The organism is Parapedobacter sp. 2B3, from assembly GCF_041925275.1.
Taxonomy (GTDB): domain Bacteria; phylum Bacteroidota; class Bacteroidia; order Sphingobacteriales; family Sphingobacteriaceae; genus Parapedobacter; species Parapedobacter pyrenivorans_A.
Map to the genome: position 1 here is coordinate 79,310 of NZ_JBHEUZ010000001.1, position 19,992 is coordinate 99,301.

Genomic DNA, 19,992 nt, shown 5'->3' on the forward strand with positions numbered 1-19,992 from the left:
GCTATTGGCGCACCGCAGCTGCCTCGAGCATAAGGTAATGCATATCCGTATTCCGTACGAACGGTTTGAGTAGGTCGCTTCCAGGCCCATATGCCGCGATTTCCACGTGGTCACCGGAATGGCCGTTACTGGCCCAGCCTACCGACGTGTACTTCCGCTGGATATCGGCCAACTCAGCAAATGGTAACTTGTAGGGATTGTAAAGCCCATCCTCATTCCTATCGGTGACATAATGGGACAGCAAGCGGATCGCTTCATTCGCATTGATGGCATACCCTTGTGCATGCTCAATCCGCTCGCGTACTTGATTCGCAGTAAAGTCCCTATCGATCCCCTGCAACACCCAATCATTGGTGTGCCTGAAACCGATCACACGCTCGAAATTTTCCGTCGAACCGAACAGCCCCGGGTTGGCGTTCCCGTGATCCGTCGTCACGATGACCAGCGTATTGCCATCTGCTTCGGCGAAAGCGAGGGCCGTGGCCAGCGCCTCATCGAATGCCAGTTGGTCATACAACAAGCCACCAATGTCATTGGCATGGGCCGCCCAATCTACCTTACCACCCTCAACCTGCAACACGAATCCGTTCGGGTTCATGGCTAAACGGCGGATGGCCGTTCCGACCATCTCGGCAAGCGACGGTGTCTTTTCCTTCAATGTTGCGTCGTTGTCCCGATCTAATGCATAAGGCAACCCGTCTTGATGAAACACACCCAAGATAGGCGCTGTTCCAGCTGCGGCATCGACGGCCAGCATTGCTTCCCTCGTTTGGGCAACCTGGTAGCCGCCGGCAGCAAACTTCGCAAATAGATCTTGCTTGTCTTGCCGCTTGCCGGCACTGAAAAACTCGGTGCCCCCACCCATCATCACGTCAAAACCCAGCGTAAGGTACTGCTCCGCAATGCCGGGTTGGTCGGAGCGGCTATCGCTGTTCACACAAAATCCAGCCGGGGTAGCGTGTGTAACGGGCACCGACGTAACACAACCAACAGCTTTACCCGCTGCCTTGAATTTCTGGAGGATTGGAATGGGCCTACTGCCGTCGGGAGCCACGTTCAGCGAACCATTGTTTACCCGCACGCCACCACCCCATGAGGAGCTTGCCGCAGCCGAATCCGTCACCAAACTGTTGGCCGATGCGGTATCCATCAACCCCCGGCTCACCAATCCCTCCCGGTATAATGACATCCACGAACATAGCTTTCCGTCACGGCGCTCACTCAACATATTCGCCATACTCAACGTTCCCACACTCATACCGTCGCTCACCATAAAAATGATGTTCTTGGCGGAGCCAGCTGCTGGGGAGCCCAACGTGGCACCCGGGTGGATGGCACCCGCTATCGAATCAAAAGGCGACAGTACAGCCGCACCCGCGGCGGCGAAGGCTGTGTTTTTGAAAAAGTCTCTACGCTTCATGGAAAGAAATTGATAGTTATACATTAAAATTCCATAAAAATAAGAATCTTAAATTAACCAGAAATAAAACCACCATGAATTTATCGAGCCGATGGGTCAGGCTTGCCCCTTGAAACGGATATGATACATCGAAAATTCTTCGAACGTATACTGGATCATCCCCGCCAATTGGCTGGTTAAGGAATGTATCAACCGGAAACCCAGCGTTTCATTCGTCCGTTGGCGCTTCGCTTCCGGGATACCGATACCGTTGTCCTTGAATACCAGCTCGTAGTTGTTTTCTCCTTCCCGCCGCATATCCACCTGGATTTCGCCCTGTTCCCTTCCCGCAAATGCATATTTAAGCGAGTTCGTTATCAACTCGGTCAATATCAAACCCACCGGGATAGCCGTATCGATATCCAGCAACACCTCGTGCGCTTTCACCTCAAATCGGATATCTTTTTTATCAACATTGTAAATGCTTAGCAAATGTGCACCCAACTGCTCGATATAATCCTGTATATCGAGCCGGTTAATGCTCTGCTGCTCATAAAGTTTGTTATGAATAAGCGCGATGGAATGGATCCGGCTGCTGCTTTCGCGCATCATTGCGATGACATCAGGATTGGACGTCTTGCGCGACTGCAAGCTAAGAAGGCTGTTGATGATTTGGAGGTTGTTTTTCACCCGATGATGTATTTCACGGAGGAGCAGCTCATTCTGCTTGTTGGCCTGTTTCAGCACCTCATTTTGAACAGATATTTCGGTATTCTTTATCGCCACACGGTGGGCCAGTTTATCCTTATCGCGGAAGAGGAAATAGAGTACAATCAATATCGTCAGTAGCACGCCAATACCGGTAATGAGCCCATACCGCTGATAGCGTGTGTTGGACAACATCAACTCCTGCTCTTTGATCTGGCGCTCGAACTTATCCAATCGGTAGCTTTCGCTCATCTCCCTACCCTGCCCGATATAATGGGCTGTATAAAGGCTGTCCTTCGCGTACTCATATGCTTCAAACAGGCTGTCTGCACGCTGTGCCTCGCCCATGGCATAAAGAACTTTCACATGGAGCGACTGGATACGTGAGCGCACCTGCTGGGGATCGGCCTGGCCTACGGACGGGTACAGCGTTTCACAGATGTTTAATGCCCCCTCGTAATCCTCCAGGAAATACAGTTCGGTAGCGTAGAGAAGGCGGCAGTTGGTTTTCATGCGCTCATCGCCCACTGAATCAATCAGTGGCAACGCTTCGTCCAACACGGTCGCCAAGCGCAGCTTGTCGCGCATGGCCGCATACACATCGCCCTCAACCAGCAGCACATTGAGCAGTTGTTCTGTTGCCGATTCCCGGTCAAATGACCGACGCGCTAACGCCACATAATGCTGCGCACGGTCATAATCGCGCCGTTCGAGGTAACTAATGCCATATTGCAGATAGATCGGACCCAATGCGACTGTATAATCCGTTGCGTTTGCCAGTTTCTCCGCATCATTGAGCATGGCGATGGCCTCCCCGTAATCTTTAGACACCGTGTTGTGGTAACTGGCCAATTGGAGGCTCAATTCCACCTGATCGGTGCTCCGGCCATTGTCCGTCGCCACACGCAGGCCGTTCAGAAAGTTTTGGAGCCCGGTATAATACCTACCTTCCGCTATGTAGATTTTTCCCAATTGAAGGTAGCAATCGGGCAAGTTGTCCGAAAACTGCCCCTGCGTATATAGGGACACCGCTTTTTCAAAGTAACGGCTGGCAACATCCAATGCGTCTTTCCGCAGGTACACCTTGCCCGTATAATAGTATCCGTCTGCAATACCCCGGTCATCACCGATATCAATAGACATCTTCCATGCCTTATTGATCAGGGCATCCGACTTTTTCAGGTTCTCTTCGGCAGACAGAAACGCATCTCTATATAAATCATTGATAACAGCGGTATCCACCCTGCGGGTAGGTACAGTGCCTTGGGACACAGCCGTTGGAGCCTTTTGCATGATCAACAAAAAGACGCCCAGGGTAAAAATCAAACTATTGCGTTTCGCCATCATTACGGTTCAATACCAGCCCCCGCCTCAGCTTGGGGCGCAATTCCTATAGCTAATACATACTTTACGTTAAAGCATGCCTCGTCAATCCTACAAATACAAAGGTAGATTATTAGGTATCCGGCCTGGTTGTATAACCGCTCAAAAACCGTGGCATCCAAGAACGGATAAATCAAATATAAGGGGATTCGATTAATTAAACAAAATGAAAACGTTTAATAATGCATCTGCCGTGAAAACAGCGTCAAAAGCCCGTTACGATACGTATACCTCCATTCGTGAAGTTCATCTCCTCCTTAGCGAGCCGACCGATAGGAAGTTTGAAATAAGGTTCCACAGACAGGGAGAGCTTGCTGGATAGCGGGAGCTTCTTTCCAATCGAAAAATTCATAAAGCCCGCGTAGCCGTTTCCCCGCAAGGGCTTGGCAGGTATTTTTTCCGAGGAATAGACAAATTCGGTAGACGCGAGCCGGTCGGCGGCCGACAACTGGCTATGGGCGAACGTGTTTTTATTAAGCCGATCCACATAGTGGCTTGTCCGTCGCTCGTCAAGGACCGCCACATAAGACAATCCCACCGCTGTATAGAAGCCCTTTGCCACATCATATCGCAAATCCAACGGTATATCCAAGGTAACGACGCTGCTCGTCGTCGATACTTCCCTTTTATAATTGACCGCCGATGCCGACTCACCATTGAAACCGTTGCTCGGTACCGGCGCCGATGACATGTCTTGTTGCAATCTGTTCACGGGTGTACCGTTTGGGTTCTTACCCAAGCCAAGTTGGGCGACCGACACACCCGAACCGACGGAGAATTTATCCGAAATCCGGTAGGCAACCGCAACGCCGCCACCGATATTGACTGCCTCACTCGTTAACGACGGCGATAGCACCAGCCCCAAATCCCACTTCTCCATGCCAGGTGCCTTGTGTACGGACGCTACCGCAAGGCGCCCCTGGTCAACGACTCCCGGATCGAAGACAACATCTTTCCCATCGCCGTGAACAGGCTGTTCCACCTCTTCCGGTTCAATCGCTGCTGCCACCCGATGCGATGCCGGGTCGGGCGTCGTAGCCGTATCTGTCGCCGCCACGGCCAGGACGGCCGTTTCAACCGTTACGCCGGGGTCAGCCCCGCCGTCCACTACCGGTACTTCCTCACCTTCCACTACTTGGACCGGGGCAAAGGAACGCTGCCCGGCTGTTCCGCGTTGCGGGCGCTTCTCACCCTCCACATTCCGGTCGGCCTCTGTTGGCATGGCCGGTCGGGGTTGGGACATGGCTTCCTGCTGCACGACCTGCAACGGAGCGGGCGTTTCATCTGAATAGCGCGTAAACCAATACAACCCAATTGCAGCAACCAATGCCGCGGCCGCACTCCAATAAGGCCACGCCTTACGCCGCCGCTGACCATGGGCAGCGGCAAAACGTTCCCAAGCGCCGTCCTTATAGGGCACCGTGTGGTTACGGAGTCGCTCCGCGAGCTGGTGGATTAATTCGTTATCGTCTTCGCGCTCACTCATATCGCATATTATTAATACCGCGCCGTGATATCTATCGATGCTAAATAAAGTTTCCTAAGTTTTTTTTTCGCGCGGGTAAGGTATGTCCGGGAAGTACTTTCCGGTATCCCTAGCAAGGTCGATACCTCCTCGTGCGAATACCCCTCTACCTCATACAGGTTAAATATCGTCCGCTGTATCTCCGGCAATTGGAGGAGGAGTTTCAAGATATCTTCCACGTGCAAATTTCCAGACACCTCCACACGTTGCTGCTCAAACTCACCCTCGCTCACATTGTCCAGTGCAACGAATTGCTTCTGAGCACGTAAAAAATCGATGGATATGTTTACGGCGATCCGGGCTAGCCAAGCCCTGAATGACTTTTCAAAACGCTCGCCCGTATCATTGCTGTTAAATGTATCCACCTTGCCAAACGCCCGCATGAAACTCTCGTTCGTAAGCTCCTCGGCATCGTATTCATTCTTTACGTACCGCATGGTAATGGCCCGCACATAACCATAGCAATGTTTGTATATAAACTCCTTGCTTCGCTCATCCCCCTTTTGGGCACAGCACCGTACCGCGCTTTCCAACGACAACGCATGCTTCCCCTTCAAGTATCGGATGTTGAAACTCACTACGCGGCTACACTCCTATTGATCAGCTCTTTGAATTTACATTGCAAACTTAGATAAATTCGCCTGCATGTCTGCAATAATCGCACTACATAATAAACTAAAAGATGCAGCCAGTTTTACGAAAAATTAACCATATAACTTTGTTATCACGTCATCTACCGGGTAGACGTAACGCCAATAACAAACGCTACACTTCGACTTCCAAATTTCCCAACTGATGACTTATGACTTGTGACATACGACTACTATTTTGCACATAAAAACAACTTAGCGCAGCGATTTCATTGATGCCCTTGAAAATTATTAAAACATCAATAAATTATCTAAGTTTGCCGCATAATTCATATTGGATGAGCACCGCACTATCTGAACAGGAAATACAGCGCCGAGACGCGCTTGCCAAACTGGAAGCATTGGGAATAAACCCCTACCCCGCCGAAGCCTTTGAAATCAACGCCTCTGCCAAAGACATTCTCGCAAACTACGAGCGCGACAAGCTCAATTATAAAAATGTGAGCATCGCCGGTAGGATGATGAGCCGCCGTGTCATGGGCAATGCGTCGTTTATCGAGTTGCAGGATGCGTCCGGACGCGTCCAAGGATACCTCAAGCGCGACGACCTTTGTCCCGGAGAAGACAAGACGCTCTACAATACGGTTTTCAAAAAATTGCTGGATATCGGCGACTATGTCGGCATCAAGGGGTTCGTATTCACTACCCATACAGGCGAAATCTCCATTCACGTCAATGAATTGACGCTATTAGCCAAATCATTGAAACCCTTGCCGGTGGTTAAATCCGCTGACGGCAAGACCTTCGATGCGGTCACTGACCCCGAATTCCGTTATCGACAACGGTATGTCGATTTGGTCGTGAACCCGCAAGTACGCGAAACATTTGTCAAAATATCGAAAATCAAAACCGCCATCCGCGATTTCCTCAATGAACGGGGAGCGCTGGAAGTAGACACGCCGGTATTGCAGAGTATCCCCGGCGGGGCAGCCGCACGTCCCTTCATTACCCACCACAATGCATTGGATATCCCACTGTACTTACGCATCGCGAACGAACTTTACCTCAAGCGGCTCATCGTGGGAGGTTATGAGTGGGTATATGAGTTTAGCCGCAACTTCCGTAACGAGGGGATGGACCGTACCCATAACCCGGAATTTACGGTACTGGAATTCTATGTAGCCTACAAAGACTACCTATGGATGATGGAAATAACCGAACAGCTCTTCGAGCAGGTTGCCATCGCCACCAACGGTACGGCCACGTTGCAAGTGGGCGACAAACAGATTTCGTTCACAGCGCCGTATCCACGGGTAAGCATTTATGACGCCATCAAAGAACATACCGGATTCGACGTCAATGGAATGGACGAAGCAGGCCTCCGCAACGTTTGCGCGCAGTTAGGCATCCCAACCGATAAAAGCATGGGCAAAGGAAAGCTCATCGACGAAATTTTCGGCGAGAAGTGCGAGCACCATTACATCCAACCCACGTTCATCATCGACTACCCAGTAGAAATGAGCCCGCTTACCAAGAAACATCGCAGCAAACCGGGATTGGTGGAGCGTTTCGAACTGATGATCAATGGCAAGGAGCTCGCCAATGCTTATACGGAGCTGAATGACCCGATCGACCAACGTGCACGCTTCGAAGAGCAGCTCAAGCTGATGGAACGCGGCGACGATGAAGCCATGTTTATCGACTACGATTTCCTTCGGGCCCTGGAATATGGGATGCCCCCCACCTCGGGCATCGGTATCGGCATCGACCGCCTTGCCATGTTGATGACCAACCAGCAAAGCATCCAAGATGTTTTATTTTTCCCGCAAATGCGCCCCGAGAAAGTCGTTAAGCAAGCAAGCAACGCAGATTATAACGCACAGGGGGTACCTGACGCATGGATACCCGTACTTCAAAAAATGGGCCTAACAACTATGGAAGCCCTAAAATCGGCCAACCCCAACAAGGTGTTCAACGATTTGGGCGGATTGCGCAAGAAAATGAAACTCGAAATACCGATGCCCACCAAGGATGAGGTGCTGAAGTGGTTTGAGTAGTTTGATTGATTTGAACAGTCTTAACTCTTTGATCCCTGATCTTTAATCGTAATCATACTTTAGCATTCAAGGCCGCCGCATACAATTTCATCTGCTTCACCATGGACAGCAACCCATTGGCCCGGGTGGGCGAAAGGTGTTCCTGCAAACCGATCTGATCGATAAAATAAAGGTCGCTTTCAACAATCTCGTTCGGCGTATGCCCGGACAACACCTTAACCATCAGTGCTACCAACCCTTTGGTGATGATCGCGTCGCTGTCAGCGGTAAACGCGACCTTACCATCCTGGTGGTCCGCATGCAGCCATACTTTTGATTGGCAGCCTTTAATGAGGTATTCGTCTTTCTTAAACCGGTCGTCGATGAGCGGAAGCTCCTTCCCCAACTGGATGATGTACTCGTATTTTGCCATCCAATCGTCGAAAAAGGAAAAATCTTCGATCAATTCGTCTTGTATTTCGTTTATGGTCACGCGTTTATTGATGTTTGATATGAGACTTGAGATATGAGATGTGAGATTTGAGATGTGAGATATGAGACTTACGACTATAAGACTTACGACTTATAACAACATCGCTGCCGACCGTTCTACCCCGGCTACCAGTGCATCGATATCTGCCTTTGTATTATACATGGCGATGGACGCCCGCACGGTACCGGGTATACCATAATAGTCCATCAACGGTTGCGTACAATGGTGGCCTGTACGGACGGCAATCCCCAACTTATCCAAGATGACACCCACATCATACGGATGGGCGTCTGCCAGCAAAAATGACAGCACGCTGGACTTTTCCCTTGCTGTGCCTACCATGCGAAGCCCCGGTACTGCTAATAGGCGCTGTGTGGCATATTCCAGCAACTCATGCTCATAACGCGCTATCCGGTCCAGCCCCACCGCATTGATATAGTCGATAGCATGTGCCAGGCAAATACCTGCTTCGATATTCGGGGTTCCGGCCTCATATTTGAATGGGAGCTCGTTGTAGGTTGTCTTTTCAAAGGTAACCTCTTTGATCATCTCGCCCCCGCCCTGGTAGGGCGGCATCGCATCAAGCCATTTTTCCTTCCCATATAATACGCCCACGCCCGTAGGGCCATACATCTTATGCCCGGAAAATGCGAGGAAGTCCACATCCAACGCCTGTACGTCGATGGTCAGGTGTTGGACGGCCTGTGCCGCATCCAGCAATACTGGAGCGCCGGCAGCGTGGGCCAAGCCGATGATTTCGTTCACCGGGTTTACTGTACCCAACGCGTTCGACACATAGGTAATGGCTACCATCCGGGTACGATCGCTCAGCATCGACCGGTAAGCGTCCATGTCCAGCTCGCCAGCTTCATTGATGGGAATCACTTTCAAGGTGGCTCCCCGTTCTTCACAGCACATTTGCCAAGGCACAATATTGGAATGGTGTTCCATTGCGGAGATGATGACCTCATCGCCCGCTCCGACAAACGCACGACCGTAACACGCGGCCACCAAGTTGATACTTTCCGTCGTACCTTTCGTGAGGATAATCTCGTGCTCGTGTGTGGCATTGATAAAGGGCTTGAGTTTGCGCCTGGTCACTTCAAACGCATCCGTCGCCAACTGGCTAAGGTGGTGTACCCCACGATGCACATTACTGTTCAACTGCGTGTAATATTCGACGATTGCATCAATGACCTGTCTCGGTTTTTGCGTAGTGGCACCATTATCCAAGTACACCAAGGGTCTGTTATTTACCGTACGGGTAAGAATCGGGAAATCTTGCCTTATTTGTTCAACATCAAAATGCTCCAAAACTGCTACCTGTTCCATATGACAAACTTAGACAAATTCCCGTTTAAATGCAATCCAATCGCGTTACATATAAACGGGAACTATCGATCTCTCCGCTGCCATTGAAAGGCAACGTTATAGCGGGAATGTACGAATATTTTTCGTTATCCGAAACGACCGCGAGGCCCGGCACTGCCAACAAAACAAACACTGACAAGTTCGTGACACCAGCGCATGGCACTGCCCCTTACATAACGAACCCGTGACATGGGCCCTAGAATCACCGGACGGTCTGATATTTGTGCAAAAAAAATCAGATACTAAAACACATACATTTTCAATGAAACACTTACTCTTCGCAGTACTGCTATTTTTTTGTTCCCATCCCATTTTAGCCCAACAATATGCCCTAAAAGGTGCAGTCCATAATACCGGCGATAATACCCCGTTCCCGAATGTAACGGTCTTGCTCCTTAACACGGACTCTATCATCGTACGTGAAACGTTAACCCACTCGGACGGTTCATTTGATTTCGAAGAAATTGACGCCGGCGACTATGTACTCCGCCTGCAATATCTTGGTTACGAACGGACCGATGAACCGGTGGAAATAGCCAAGAACGTCGATTTGGGCACCTTATACCTACATGAAAATGCACGGCTTCTCGACGAGGTGACCATCAATATGCGCCCCCCTGTGGGCAAACAGTTGGGCGACACGACCCAGTTTAATGCCGCGGCGTTCCAAACCATGAAAGACGCTTCTGCCCAGGACCTCATCGAAAAAATGCCCGGAATGAGTAGTGAAGACGGCACCCTCCAGGCCCAAGGCGAAGCGGTGGCACAGATACTGGTAGATGGAAAGCCTTTTTTCGGCACCGATGTCAAGGCTGCGTTGCAAAACTTGCCCGCCGAAATCATCCAAAACATCCAAGTATTCGACAAACTGAGCGATAAAGCAGAATTAAGTGGTTTCGACGATGGTGACCGCTTGAAAACCATCAACATCGTTACCAAACCCAACAGCCGCAAGGGCTTCTTTGGCAAAACCTCGGCCGGATACGGCGACAACGACCGGTATATCGTTGGCACAAGCGTGAACGCGTTCAACGAACAGCAACGGCTCACCATCACCGGGCTGACCAACAACATCAATGCCGTCGATTACTCCGCCGACCCAAACAACCAAGGCGCCATGCTGCCGCAAAACGGGATCATCAACACCAATCGGATCGGCCTCAATTACACAGACAGCTGGGGGGAGAAAGTTGAACTCAATGCCAGTTACCTGTTCAACCATCGCAAAAACTTTGGCGAGTCGTCCCTATTCCGCGAATACATACTTCCCGACGACGATGGCCAGCACTATACCGAATCGAGCGAAAATACACGCCGAAGCATGGACCATTGGTTTAACATGCGGTTGGAATATAACATTGATAGCAACAACCGCATCCTGTTCCGACCGGATTTTTCGGCCCAATTGGAAAATGAAAACAGTTTTTTCGCTGGAAAGACCCTGGCTGATCCCGGCCCCATCAACCAAACCGCAAATCAACGGCTCGCCGACTACTCGGATATCGACTTCAACAGCCGCCTGTACTACAGCAGGCGTTTTTCCAAAGCCGGGCGAAGCCTACGGCTGGGCTTAGAAACGGGCAACCACAAAAATGACGACGATGCCGAACGGTATGCCGAAAATGTCTTCTATGACCCCGACGAACGCGAAGAAGCCATCAGGCAAAATATAGTGCGGGCCCGGACCGGCTTTTCATGGGAAGCGAGCACGTCCTATACCGAACCTATCGGCAAACATGGAATGGTGGAGCTGGAATACGAAGTGGGTAACCGCCGTGACGATTCTGACCAATTGACATACGACATGGACGAGTTGGGTAACCATACACGGATAGACACCGCGCTCAGCAACACCTTCAACAGTAACTACCTTTCGCAAGAGGCCGAGATCGGCTATCAATACGCCCTCGAGAAGCTCCGGGTGCAAGTAGAGGCCGAATTCCAACACGCGCAATTGAAAAACGACCAGGAATTCCCGAGTACCTTCGCCTTGCGTAGGGCCTTTCGGAGCGTTTTGCCTTCTGTCCGTATCGACTACGAGTTCACAAAGTCGAAAAACCTGGAGTTTGACTATGATACGCGTACCAACGCCCCTTCCGTTGGCGATCTGCAGGGGGTAATCGACAATTCGAACCCGCTGCACCTTCGGACGGGCAATCCTGACCTCGACCAATCGTACAGCAACCAATTCCGCCTACGTTACCGCAGCTATAACCCCGAAACGGAGCGGAGTTTTTTTGCCATGGTACATTCATCGACGACCGCAAATCGCGTGGTCAGCAACACGGTCATTGCCGATGAGCCGATCGAATTGGCCGGTGGCATCATGCTCGAAAGGGGCGCGCAGCTCACCAAACCGGTCAACCTCAATGGCTATTGGGATATCTCCTCTTATTTCCATTACGGTTTGCCCGTGCGTTTCCTTCCTTCCAATTTCAACCTGCATGGTGGCATCCGGCATAGCCACAGCCCCGGCATGGTCAACAATGAGGCCAACGTTGTCAATTCTACCCGATACAGCGGGGGCGTTTCGCTGAGCAGCAACATCAGCGACCGGATCGATTTCAATATCTGGACCCGTTCGTCCTTCAACAACGTCCAAAATTCATTGCGCCCGGCCCTCAGCAACGATTTTTTCACCCAATCCACCCGTATCAATTACAATTGGATTCTTTGGGAAGGGCTGGTATACCGACTCGACCTCAACCACCGACTCAACAGCGGCTTATCGGAAGGGTATGACAACAGCACGTTTTTGGTAAACATGGCTATTGGCAAGAAGCTATTGAAGAATGAACGCGCCGAGGTCAGTGTCAATGTCTATGACCTGTTCGGGCAAAACAACAATATCGACCGGAATATCACGGAAACCTACATACAGGATGCGGAGTCCAATGTCTTGCAACGTTATTTCATGGTAAGCCTCACCTACAATCTCCGTTACTTTTCGCGTGGCACCACCATGAACGATTACGAGGAGCTATACAATTGATCGGTGTGCGTAAAATTTCTGCCACACAGTGGGTATTCTCAACTTTTTTTGTGATTTTTAATCACTCGTTAAGTTTAACCAATAAAACAAGATGGTATGACACACATGAACAATGCATTGGCACATTGCCATTTGGGTAAATCGGCATCCCTCGCCGTCCTTCTCGGACTGAGTGTTTCATTTGCTGCCTTTTCGCAACCCCGATGGGTAATGCCCGAGCAGAAGTTGGAACCTGTCGTGGAGCAGATCGTCAACGAAGCCAACCAACATTCGCAGCTGAAGCAACTCGCCCATGAATTGCTCGATGTGGTTGGACCACGGTTGGTAGGCACCCCGCAAATGAAGAACGCCCACGATTGGGCGGTGGCCAAGTATGCCGATTGGGGTATCGAAGCCCGTTATGAGGAATTCGGTGAGTGGCGTGGCTGGGACCGTGGCATTTCCCACATTGATATGGTATATCCCCGCGTTAAGACATTGGCCGGCACGCAGTTGGCTTGGAGCCCCACCACAAACGGGAAAGCTGTGGAAGGTGAGGTCATTACACTCCCCGACGTGGCAGATTCAATCGCATTCAAAGCCTGGTTGCCCAATGTAAAAGGCAAGTATGTAATGGTCTCCATGTTGCAGCCTACCGGACGGCCCGATTACAACTGGGACGAATACGGACGGCCCGCGTCCATCGAAAAAATGAAAAGGGAACGCGATTCGCTGACCGACAAATGGAATGAAAAAATCGCAGCAACGGGCCTATCATCACGCTCGCTACCCCGCATACTCGAAGAAGCGGGAGCAGCTGGCATACTGGAATGCTACTGGTCGCGCGAGTTCGGATCCAACAAAATCTTCGGTGCCCGCACCACCACCATTCCCTCGCTCGACATATCGCTGGAAGATTACGGTGTTCTGTACCGGCTGGCCGAAAATGGCCACAAACCACGGATCAACGTGGAGACCGATTCTAAACATTTGGGTACCGTACCCACCTTCAATACGATTGCCGAGATCAAAGGCACGGAGAAGCCGGACGAGTATGTCATCCTTTCGGCCCACTTCGACTCATGGGAGGGAGGCTCGGGTGCCACTGACAACGGCACGGGCACCATCACGATGATGGAAGTAGCACGTATCCTGAAAAAGGTATACCCCAACCCCAAGCGTACCATCCTGATCGGCCACTGGGGCAGCGAGGAGCAGGGGCTCAACGGCTCACGGGCATTTGTACTGGACCACCCTGAAATCGTGCAAAACACACAGGCCGTCTTCAACCAAGATAATGGTACCGGGCGGGTCGCCAACCTCAACGGTTCGGGCTTCCTGCACGCCTATGATTTCATGGGCAGGTGGATGGCAGCCGCACCGCGGGAGACTACGCGCGACATCGAGACCGACTACCCCGGCTCACCCGGTGGAGGCGGGTCTGACCATGCGTCTTTCGTCGCCGCAGGGATCCCGGCGTTCATGATGAGTTCCCTTTCTTGGGGCTATGGAACGATTACTTGGCATACCAACCTCGACACGTACGATAAGCTCATCTTCGATGACCTGAAATCAAATGTCATTCTGATTGCTACGCTCGCCTACAAAGCCAGCGAGGAGCCCGAATTGGTCAATAGAGAAAAACGCGTGATGCCATTGGGAAGAGACGGACAACCTAGCCAATGGCCGGTCATCCGCCAACCTCGGCGCTCGGGAGTGGGGTATTAACCCCCTCCCTAGCCTGTCATCGGCTTCTTGGCCCATGCGTACTCCACGAAATCAATCCCCGAAAAATCGGGCTGGAAGGAGTCGGCCCGACTGATTTTCATCAGCAATTCAAATGACTTCGGGTAAGGGGCTTTCATCAGGCTCTCGGATGGGATATAGGGAAACGAATCCAGGTACGTTTCTACTTTGTTGGGCGATACGCGCCGATGGATATACACGCGGTGTATGTCGTCCGGGTGCTTGATGCCCGCAGCCCCCATCAGTTCGCCAGCACTCTTCACAGTCTCGTGGTGAAAGTTGGCCACCCGCACGCGCTTGTCCGTGACCACCAACCCTTTCACTAAAGCCGGATCTTGCGTCGCTACGCCCGTTGGGCAGGTATTCGCATGGCACTGCAATGCCTGGATGCATCCAAGTGCCATCATCATCCCACGGGCACTGTTACAGATATCTGCGCCCAGCGCAAAGTTCTTCACAAGATCAAATCCCGTTGCGATCTTGCCCGCAGCGATGATTTTGATATGCCGTTTAAGGCCGAAGCCGGTTAAGCAGTCGTAGACAAACGCCAGCGCATCCCGCAAGGGCATCCCCACTGAATTGGAAAACTCCAATGGGGCCGCGCCCGTTCCTCCCTCGCCCCCATCTACCGTGATGAAATCAGGAAGGGTACCGGTTTCTACCATGGCCTTGCAGATGGCCACAAATTCACTCCGATGGCCGATGCATAACTTAAACCCGATGGGTTTCCCCCCCGACAATTTGCGCAGCTGCTTTACAAATTCCAACAACCCCACGGGTGTAGAAAATGCCCGGTGGAACGGAGGCGAATCCACCTCCTTCCCCACTTCCACGAGACGGATGCGAGCCACCTCAGGGGTCACCTTCACCGCGGGCAGGATACCACCGTGACCGGGCTTGGCACCTTGCGACAGTTTGATTTCAATCATTTTAACGCTGGGGTGCTTCGCTTTGTCGGCAAAAGCCTCCGGATTGAAATTGCCGTTGGGGTGCCTGCAGCCGAAATAGCCTGTCCCGATCTGCCATACCACATCGCCGCCGCCTTCCAAGTGGTACTCGGTGAGTCCCCCCTCGCCCGTATTATGGTAAAAACCACCGATCTTTGCGCCTTCATTCAACGCCATGACGGCATTTTTACTCAACGAGCCATAGCTCATCGCCGAGATATTGAAGACACTGCTTGAGTAGGGTTGTTTGCAATGCGGGCCACCCACGGTCACACGCGGGTGTTCATTGATCTTGAAATAGTCGACAGCGGTTATGCTATGGCTCAACCATTCATAATTATTATCGTAAACGTTCAATTGGGTCCCGAAGGGGGTGGTGTCCAACACCTTCTTCGAACGTTGGTAGATCACACTCCTGAACATCCGGCTGAACGGTCGGCCCGTGGTATCGCTCTCTACGAAATATTGCTGTATTTCGGGCCGTATGCTCTCAAACAGGTAACGCAATCGCCCAAAAAGCGGAAAGTTTCGCCGGATGGCCTGCTTGGTCTGCACGATGTCCAATATCCCCAGTACAAGAAGGGGAACAACGACGACCAGGCTCCACAATATCGGCAACCACCAAATGCTAATTAAGCCGATGATGGCTACCAACCACACGGCACCGTACATGAATTTTTTCCGCATAAGCCAAAGTTGCGAAAATTTGCGCAGGAAATCAAACCGGAACGATTGCCGATCAGCCTAATCGGTTTTCCGCAACAGAAACACTTGAAGATAACGATCCGTACCCTCCCCCCTCACATACCGATTGTAGGCAATGGAATTGCCATCGGGCGACCAATTGGGGGCACCAACGGGTTTATCTTCATCAGTAAACCGATCGGTTATGCGGTAGGTATCTCCCGTCGCTAGCGACGTAATGAACACGCTGTTGTCCGCAGGATAAGCCACCCATTGACCTGTCGGATTAAGATTGAAAGGACCTTGGATGGAAAAATCGTTATTCGTGACCTGACGGATAGCCCCGCCATTGGGCGACACCCCAAAAATCTGTATAGTGCCCCGCCCGTCTTGCGCCAAAAAACAAATCAGCTTTCCATCGGGCGTGGCACGCAGCCAATGCCTTGGTCCCTCCACTCCGTTGGCCGTAAAGGTGATCCGCCGTTGTATCACACCGCTCGGTACGCCGGGTCTTGAAGTCAACGTTCCTTCCAGTGGTCGGCTATTTATCGCCTTCGTCGGGTCCGCAGGTAAATCAACCACGAAAATCTCCGTAACGGTCTCCCCCTTGCCATTCCGCACATTCCCCTGAAAAGCGATGGCTTTGGCCTGCCACGACCCATCCGGTTTCTGGTAACCGTTTTCACCGATCCAGCACTCGTCGAATGCTTTATCGATTTCGTCGCTTCCCAGTTTCGGATTTTCGGTAACGTCGGTTACAATTACCGAAAAATAGGTGCCGCTGTTATTTTCCAAAGTGTTGTCTTGCTCAACATCCACGTGGCGCGGCATCATGATGCCTACGGTACGCAGATCGCGAACGGTGGCATCCGTTTTGGCCAGCTGTTCCATCACGTAATCATTGTAGGTAAAGCTGATCCATTTACCATCACCGCTCCACGAGTGGGCATGCGTACCACCCCGCAACGCCCCTTCAGTAAACGGCGGCAGGATATCTCGGGCGTCCATGAAGATTGGCTCTCCGGGATGGTCGATAGCTATTGCCACACCCGTACGGCGCGTCATACCATACGGCCGGGACACATCCGCATTGCGAATACCATGGATGAACAGTACGCGGTCCTCCGTCGGCGAAAAAGTAACCGCTCCCACTCCTGGTCCGGCTTCGGTTTGATTTGTTGTTTGATAAAGTAGCCTGACCTCGCTGGTTTCGGTATTGACCATTCCGATACTGCCCGTGCTGCCGATTTGCGTATCATCATTCCGTGTGTCATATACCACCCAACGGCTGTCCTTAGAGAATACCTGCGTGTTGTGGATGGTGTGTCCCTGCGCAGCATGGGTAAGTTGGGTTTCGCTGAAATTCATGTATATGGATTCGTTGGAAATACAAGCAGAAAGACCGAGCAGGAGGCTATATGTGATCGTCTTCATCTTCCATACTGCCACTACCGACTTAACCTGATGGGTCATCTTAATTTCTTCAATGATGTATCTTGGCAAAGATAGGCCCAGAACCAAGCCGATCGTATGCTATTTTCGCCGGATATTGTAGAATATTGTCCCCGAAAATGGGCGGATATTGTGGCTTTTGGTGAACTAAATCACCAAAAAACATTACTTTTGGTGAATAAAATCACTGAAAAGCATTACTTTTGGTGAATTGAAAGCATTGGCATGATAAAACGAACTATTGAGCAATCCATTGCAGGTAGGCTCTTCAAGGGAAAAACTATCGTTGTAATAGGCCCACGGCAGGTTGGCAAGACTACCTTAATCAAGGGCATTTTAGCAAATCAAGATTTTCTCTTCCTTGATGGCGACGATCCGTTGATCAGAACCCGATTGACCAACCCGAATAAGAAAGAAATTGAAGCCATTATAGGCAATGAACGAATCGTTTTCATCGACGAGGCCCAACGGATAGAAAATATCGGGCTAACTGCAAAAGTGATACACGACCAGTTTAGGCATGTGCAATTGATTGTTAGTGGTTCTTCCGCCCTCGAACTGCGCAACCACACCTCCGAATCGCTTACTGGGAGGAAATGGGAATACAATTTATATCCAATATCTTACGAAGAACTGGAAAGATCCGGCAATTACCTAGAAGCCAGAGGGGATCTGGAAAACCGGCTAATTTACGGGTGTTACCCCGATGTGATCAACAATCCCGGAGAAGAGCGCGACATACTCAACGAACTCACCCAGAGTTACCTGTTTAAAGATATTCTGGCATATGGTAATATCAAAAAACCTGAAGTACTGGAAAAAATCCTTCGGGCGTTGGCTTTTCAGGTAGGAAGTGAAGTGAGCTACAACGAAATAGCACAATTGACCGGCGTGGATAAGAATACTGTATCAAGCTACATCCATCTTTTAGGCCTGTCTTATGTCATCTACCCGCTTACCTCCTTCAGCAGGAATCTTCGAAACGAGATCAAAAGCAATCAGAAAATCTATTTCTATGACAATGGCGTGCGTAATGCACTTATCCAGAACTTCAACCCACTCGAATTGCGAAATGACATGGGTGCGCTTTGGGAGAATTTCTTGGTTTCAGAGCGGATAAAGCGGAACCACTACCACCGCATATTCGCCAACCGGTACTTCTGGCGCACCAAGCAACAACAAGAACTGGATTATGTTGAGGAAAAAGACGGGGCAATCAGCGGATTCGAATTTAAGTGGAATCCCAAAGCCACAGCACGGATCCCGTCAAACTTCGTTGACACTTACAAGACTGAAGTCACCGTGGTCTCCAGTGAAAATTTCAGGGAATTTGTTGGTGTCTGGTAATTTGTATTCCTATTTTCCCAATTTTGACAAGAGCCATTCACGAATCTTCGTCTGTTGTTCGGGATAGGTCCAATGCCCGGTCTCCTGCACCAAGTCCAGCTCTCTAGGCGCTTTTATCACGTTATAAGCCGCATAGTATGATGTAGGCGGACAGGTTTCATCATTATAGCCCCACGTATAATATCCGGGTATATTGACCGAACGTGCGAAATTAACCACATCGTAATACGCTGACGTTTCGATTTTCTCTTCTTTCGCCATGAACGGTGCGTTGGACGTGTTAAACATGTGTGGCCAACCGCCTGCACGGCCATGTAGATAGCCTGTCAAATCGCACAGCGCTGGATACAACGACACCAAGTATTTTACCCTGCTGTCCAACGCAGCCGTAACGATGGACAAGGCCCCTCCCTGACTCCCACCCCACACTGCCAACGTGTTGCCATCAAACTCGGGAAGGGAAAATAGATAATCAATGGCACGCACGCAGCCCAGATACACCCGCTTGTAATAATATTGATCTCGGTCATCGAGATTGAAAAACTGGTAATTCTTCAACGCGGCCGCCCGTAAATCATCATACAATCCGGTTTCATGAATAACCGGAATACCATGGATCCCCACCTGCAGGGTAATGACACCCTGTTCGGCCAAGTCCACGATACCGTAATATGGCCGTATTCCTGCCCCGGGTACCTGCAATACAGCAGGATATTTACCCTGCGTTTTGGGCTTGGCAAGTATTCCGTATATACGGCCACCCGTTTCATAGTTCTGTATACTCACCTGGTACATATCCGCTTTCTCCGTACAGCGATCGGGAAGCAAGGTCAACTTGGCATCCATGGGAATTTTGGCTGCCTCCGTTTTCGCGGTATTCCAGAAATCCCAGAAATCGTCGGGCAATTGCTGCGTAGGCTGTATACGTTCAGGCGCATAACCCGCCGTGGCTAAACCACGGTAGGTAACTCCATCCACCGTAATCCGTGCTTCGCAACGCAAGAACCCTGGATCGGTAAGCTTTCCTTTCACCTGGGCCTCGCCGTTCTTCAACAACAACGTACCTTGGTCCGTTGGCGTCATCTTCTCTGGTCCCACCGTGTATGATACTTCAGTATTAGACAAGGGAACTTGATGTTTCAGTATTCGTATGGTAAAGGTAGCTTCTTCACCGGGCGCATAAGTCCAGTTGGGCTTATCGGGTGACACAAGCACCTGTATGGGATGCGGAGGCCGGGATTGGGCGGACGCAACTATTGAAAATAAAAAAAGCGAACAAGCAAGTGCGGTGATACGGATAAAAGTGAGTCTATTCATAACGCAGATAAATGGTTAACGCT

General features: G+C 50.8%; 13 protein-coding genes. 4 read left to right on the forward strand and 9 right to left on the reverse strand.

Annotation, left to right across the window (positions count from 1 at the left end; translation table 11 throughout):
• Position 1 precedes the first annotated feature (1 nt).
• The 4 genes from ACEVG1_RS00300 to ACEVG1_RS00315 form a co-directional block, all read right to left on the reverse strand.
• Positions 2 to 1,420 (reverse strand): alkaline phosphatase, encoded by a 1,419-nt coding sequence (locus ACEVG1_RS00300; RefSeq protein WP_374741516.1) that lies wholly within the window; start codon positions 1,418 to 1,420, stop codon positions 2 to 4.
• A 96-nt stretch (positions 1,421 to 1,516) separates the two neighbouring features.
• Positions 1,517 to 3,400 carry a histidine kinase dimerization/phosphoacceptor domain -containing protein gene (locus tag ACEVG1_RS00305; protein WP_374741517.1) on the reverse strand — a complete coding sequence of 628 codons (1,884 nt, stop codon included), beginning with the start codon at positions 3,398 to 3,400 and terminating at the stop codon, positions 1,517 to 1,519.
• Positions 3,401 to 3,695: 295 nt separating this feature from the next.
• Positions 3,696 to 4,976, reverse strand: a complete 1,281-nt coding sequence (locus tag ACEVG1_RS00310; RefSeq protein ID WP_374741518.1) for a hypothetical protein — start codon at positions 4,974 to 4,976, stop codon at positions 3,696 to 3,698.
• Between the two features lie 11 nt (positions 4,977 to 4,987).
• Entirely contained in the window at positions 4,988 to 5,593 is a 606-nt protein-coding gene (locus ACEVG1_RS00315) for an RNA polymerase sigma factor (protein ID WP_374741519.1), read from the reverse strand.
• Between the two features lie 350 nt (positions 5,594 to 5,943).
• Here ACEVG1_RS00315 and lysS point away from each other — a divergent pair, with 350 nt between their 5' ends.
• Complete coding sequence (gene lysS, locus ACEVG1_RS00320) at positions 5,944 to 7,662, forward strand: lysine--tRNA ligase (RefSeq protein WP_374741520.1); 1,719 nt, start codon at positions 5,944 to 5,946, stop codon at positions 7,660 to 7,662.
• A gap of 52 nt (positions 7,663 to 7,714) precedes the next feature.
• Here lysS and ACEVG1_RS00325 read toward each other — a convergent pair whose 3' ends face one another.
• Together ACEVG1_RS00325 and ACEVG1_RS00330 are read right to left on the reverse strand one after the other, a co-directional pair.
• Positions 7,715 to 8,134: a SufE family protein gene (locus ACEVG1_RS00325; RefSeq protein WP_374741521.1), complete on the reverse strand. Its 420-nt coding sequence runs from the start codon at positions 8,132 to 8,134 to the stop codon at positions 7,715 to 7,717.
• A gap of 90 nt (positions 8,135 to 8,224) precedes the next feature.
• Positions 8,225 to 9,466, reverse strand: a complete 1,242-nt coding sequence (locus ACEVG1_RS00330; protein ID WP_374741522.1) for a SufS family cysteine desulfurase — start codon at positions 9,464 to 9,466, stop codon at positions 8,225 to 8,227.
• A 301-nt stretch (positions 9,467 to 9,767) separates the two neighbouring features.
• On the opposite strand from ACEVG1_RS00330, the gene ACEVG1_RS00335 reads away from it, so the two are divergent.
• On the forward strand, positions 9,768 to 12,497 hold the full coding sequence (locus ACEVG1_RS00335; RefSeq protein ID WP_374741523.1) for an outer membrane beta-barrel protein: 2,730 nt from the start codon (positions 9,768 to 9,770) through the stop codon (positions 12,495 to 12,497).
• Between the two features lie 96 nt (positions 12,498 to 12,593).
• Positions 12,594 to 14,204, forward strand: coding sequence for a M20/M25/M40 family metallo-hydrolase (locus ACEVG1_RS00340; protein ID WP_374741524.1), 1,611 nt, complete (start codon positions 12,594 to 12,596; stop codon positions 14,202 to 14,204).
• Between the two features lie 8 nt (positions 14,205 to 14,212).
• Here the strand turns inward: ACEVG1_RS00340 and ACEVG1_RS00345 are convergent, their stop codons facing one another.
• Together ACEVG1_RS00345 and ACEVG1_RS00350 are read right to left on the reverse strand one after the other, a co-directional pair.
• A complete protein-coding gene (locus ACEVG1_RS00345; protein ID WP_374741525.1) occupies positions 14,213 to 15,856 on the reverse strand; it encodes an FMN-binding glutamate synthase family protein in 1,644 nt (547 codons plus the stop codon).
• A gap of 57 nt (positions 15,857 to 15,913) precedes the next feature.
• The gene (locus ACEVG1_RS00350) at positions 15,914 to 17,287 is read right to left on the reverse strand and encodes a DUF3748 domain-containing protein (protein WP_374741526.1); all 1,374 of its coding nucleotides are present in this window, start codon (positions 17,285 to 17,287) and stop codon (positions 15,914 to 15,916) included.
• Positions 17,288 to 17,530: 243 nt separating this feature from the next.
• Here ACEVG1_RS00350 and ACEVG1_RS00355 point away from each other — a divergent pair, with 243 nt between their 5' ends.
• Positions 17,531 to 18,652, forward strand: coding sequence for an ATP-binding protein (locus tag ACEVG1_RS00355; RefSeq protein WP_374741527.1), 1,122 nt, complete (start codon positions 17,531 to 17,533; stop codon positions 18,650 to 18,652).
• A 9-nt stretch (positions 18,653 to 18,661) separates the two neighbouring features.
• On the opposite strand, the gene ACEVG1_RS00360 is transcribed toward ACEVG1_RS00355, so the two are convergent.
• Entirely contained in the window at positions 18,662 to 19,969 is a 1,308-nt protein-coding gene (locus ACEVG1_RS00360; protein ID WP_374741528.1) for an acetylxylan esterase, read from the reverse strand.
• Positions 19,970 to 19,992 lie beyond the last annotated feature (23 nt).

Excerpts from the sequence above, each read along its gene's own strand:
- ACEVG1_RS00300 (WP_374741516.1), bottom strand. The coding sequence starts at position 1,420 with ATGAAGCGTAGAGACTTTTTCAAAAACACAGCCTTCGCCGCCGCGGGT.
- ACEVG1_RS00305 (WP_374741517.1), bottom strand. The coding sequence starts at position 3,400 with ATGCAAAAGGCTCCAACGGCTGTGTCCCAAGGCACTGTACCTACCCGC.
- ACEVG1_RS00310 (WP_374741518.1), bottom strand. The coding sequence starts at position 4,976 with ATGAGTGAGCGCGAAGACGATAACGAATTAATCCACCAGCTCGCGGAG.
- lysS (WP_374741520.1), top strand. The coding sequence starts at position 5,944 with ATGAGCACCGCACTATCTGAACAGGAAATACAGCGCCGAGACGCGCTT.
- ACEVG1_RS00330 (WP_374741522.1), bottom strand. The coding sequence starts at position 9,466 with ATGGAACAGGTAGCAGTTTTGGAGCATTTTGATGTTGAACAAATAAGG.
- ACEVG1_RS00335 (WP_374741523.1), top strand. The coding sequence starts at position 9,768 with ATGAAACACTTACTCTTCGCAGTACTGCTATTTTTTTGTTCCCATCCC.
- ACEVG1_RS00340 (WP_374741524.1), top strand. The coding sequence starts at position 12,594 with ATGACACACATGAACAATGCATTGGCACATTGCCATTTGGGTAAATCG.
- ACEVG1_RS00345 (WP_374741525.1), bottom strand. The coding sequence starts at position 15,856 with ATGCGGAAAAAATTCATGTACGGTGCCGTGTGGTTGGTAGCCATCATC.
- ACEVG1_RS00350 (WP_374741526.1), bottom strand. The coding sequence starts at position 17,287 with ATGAAGACGATCACATATAGCCTCCTGCTCGGTCTTTCTGCTTGTATT.
- ACEVG1_RS00355 (WP_374741527.1), top strand. The coding sequence starts at position 17,531 with ATGATAAAACGAACTATTGAGCAATCCATTGCAGGTAGGCTCTTCAAG.
- ACEVG1_RS00360 (WP_374741528.1), bottom strand. The coding sequence starts at position 19,969 with ATGAATAGACTCACTTTTATCCGTATCACCGCACTTGCTTGTTCGCTT.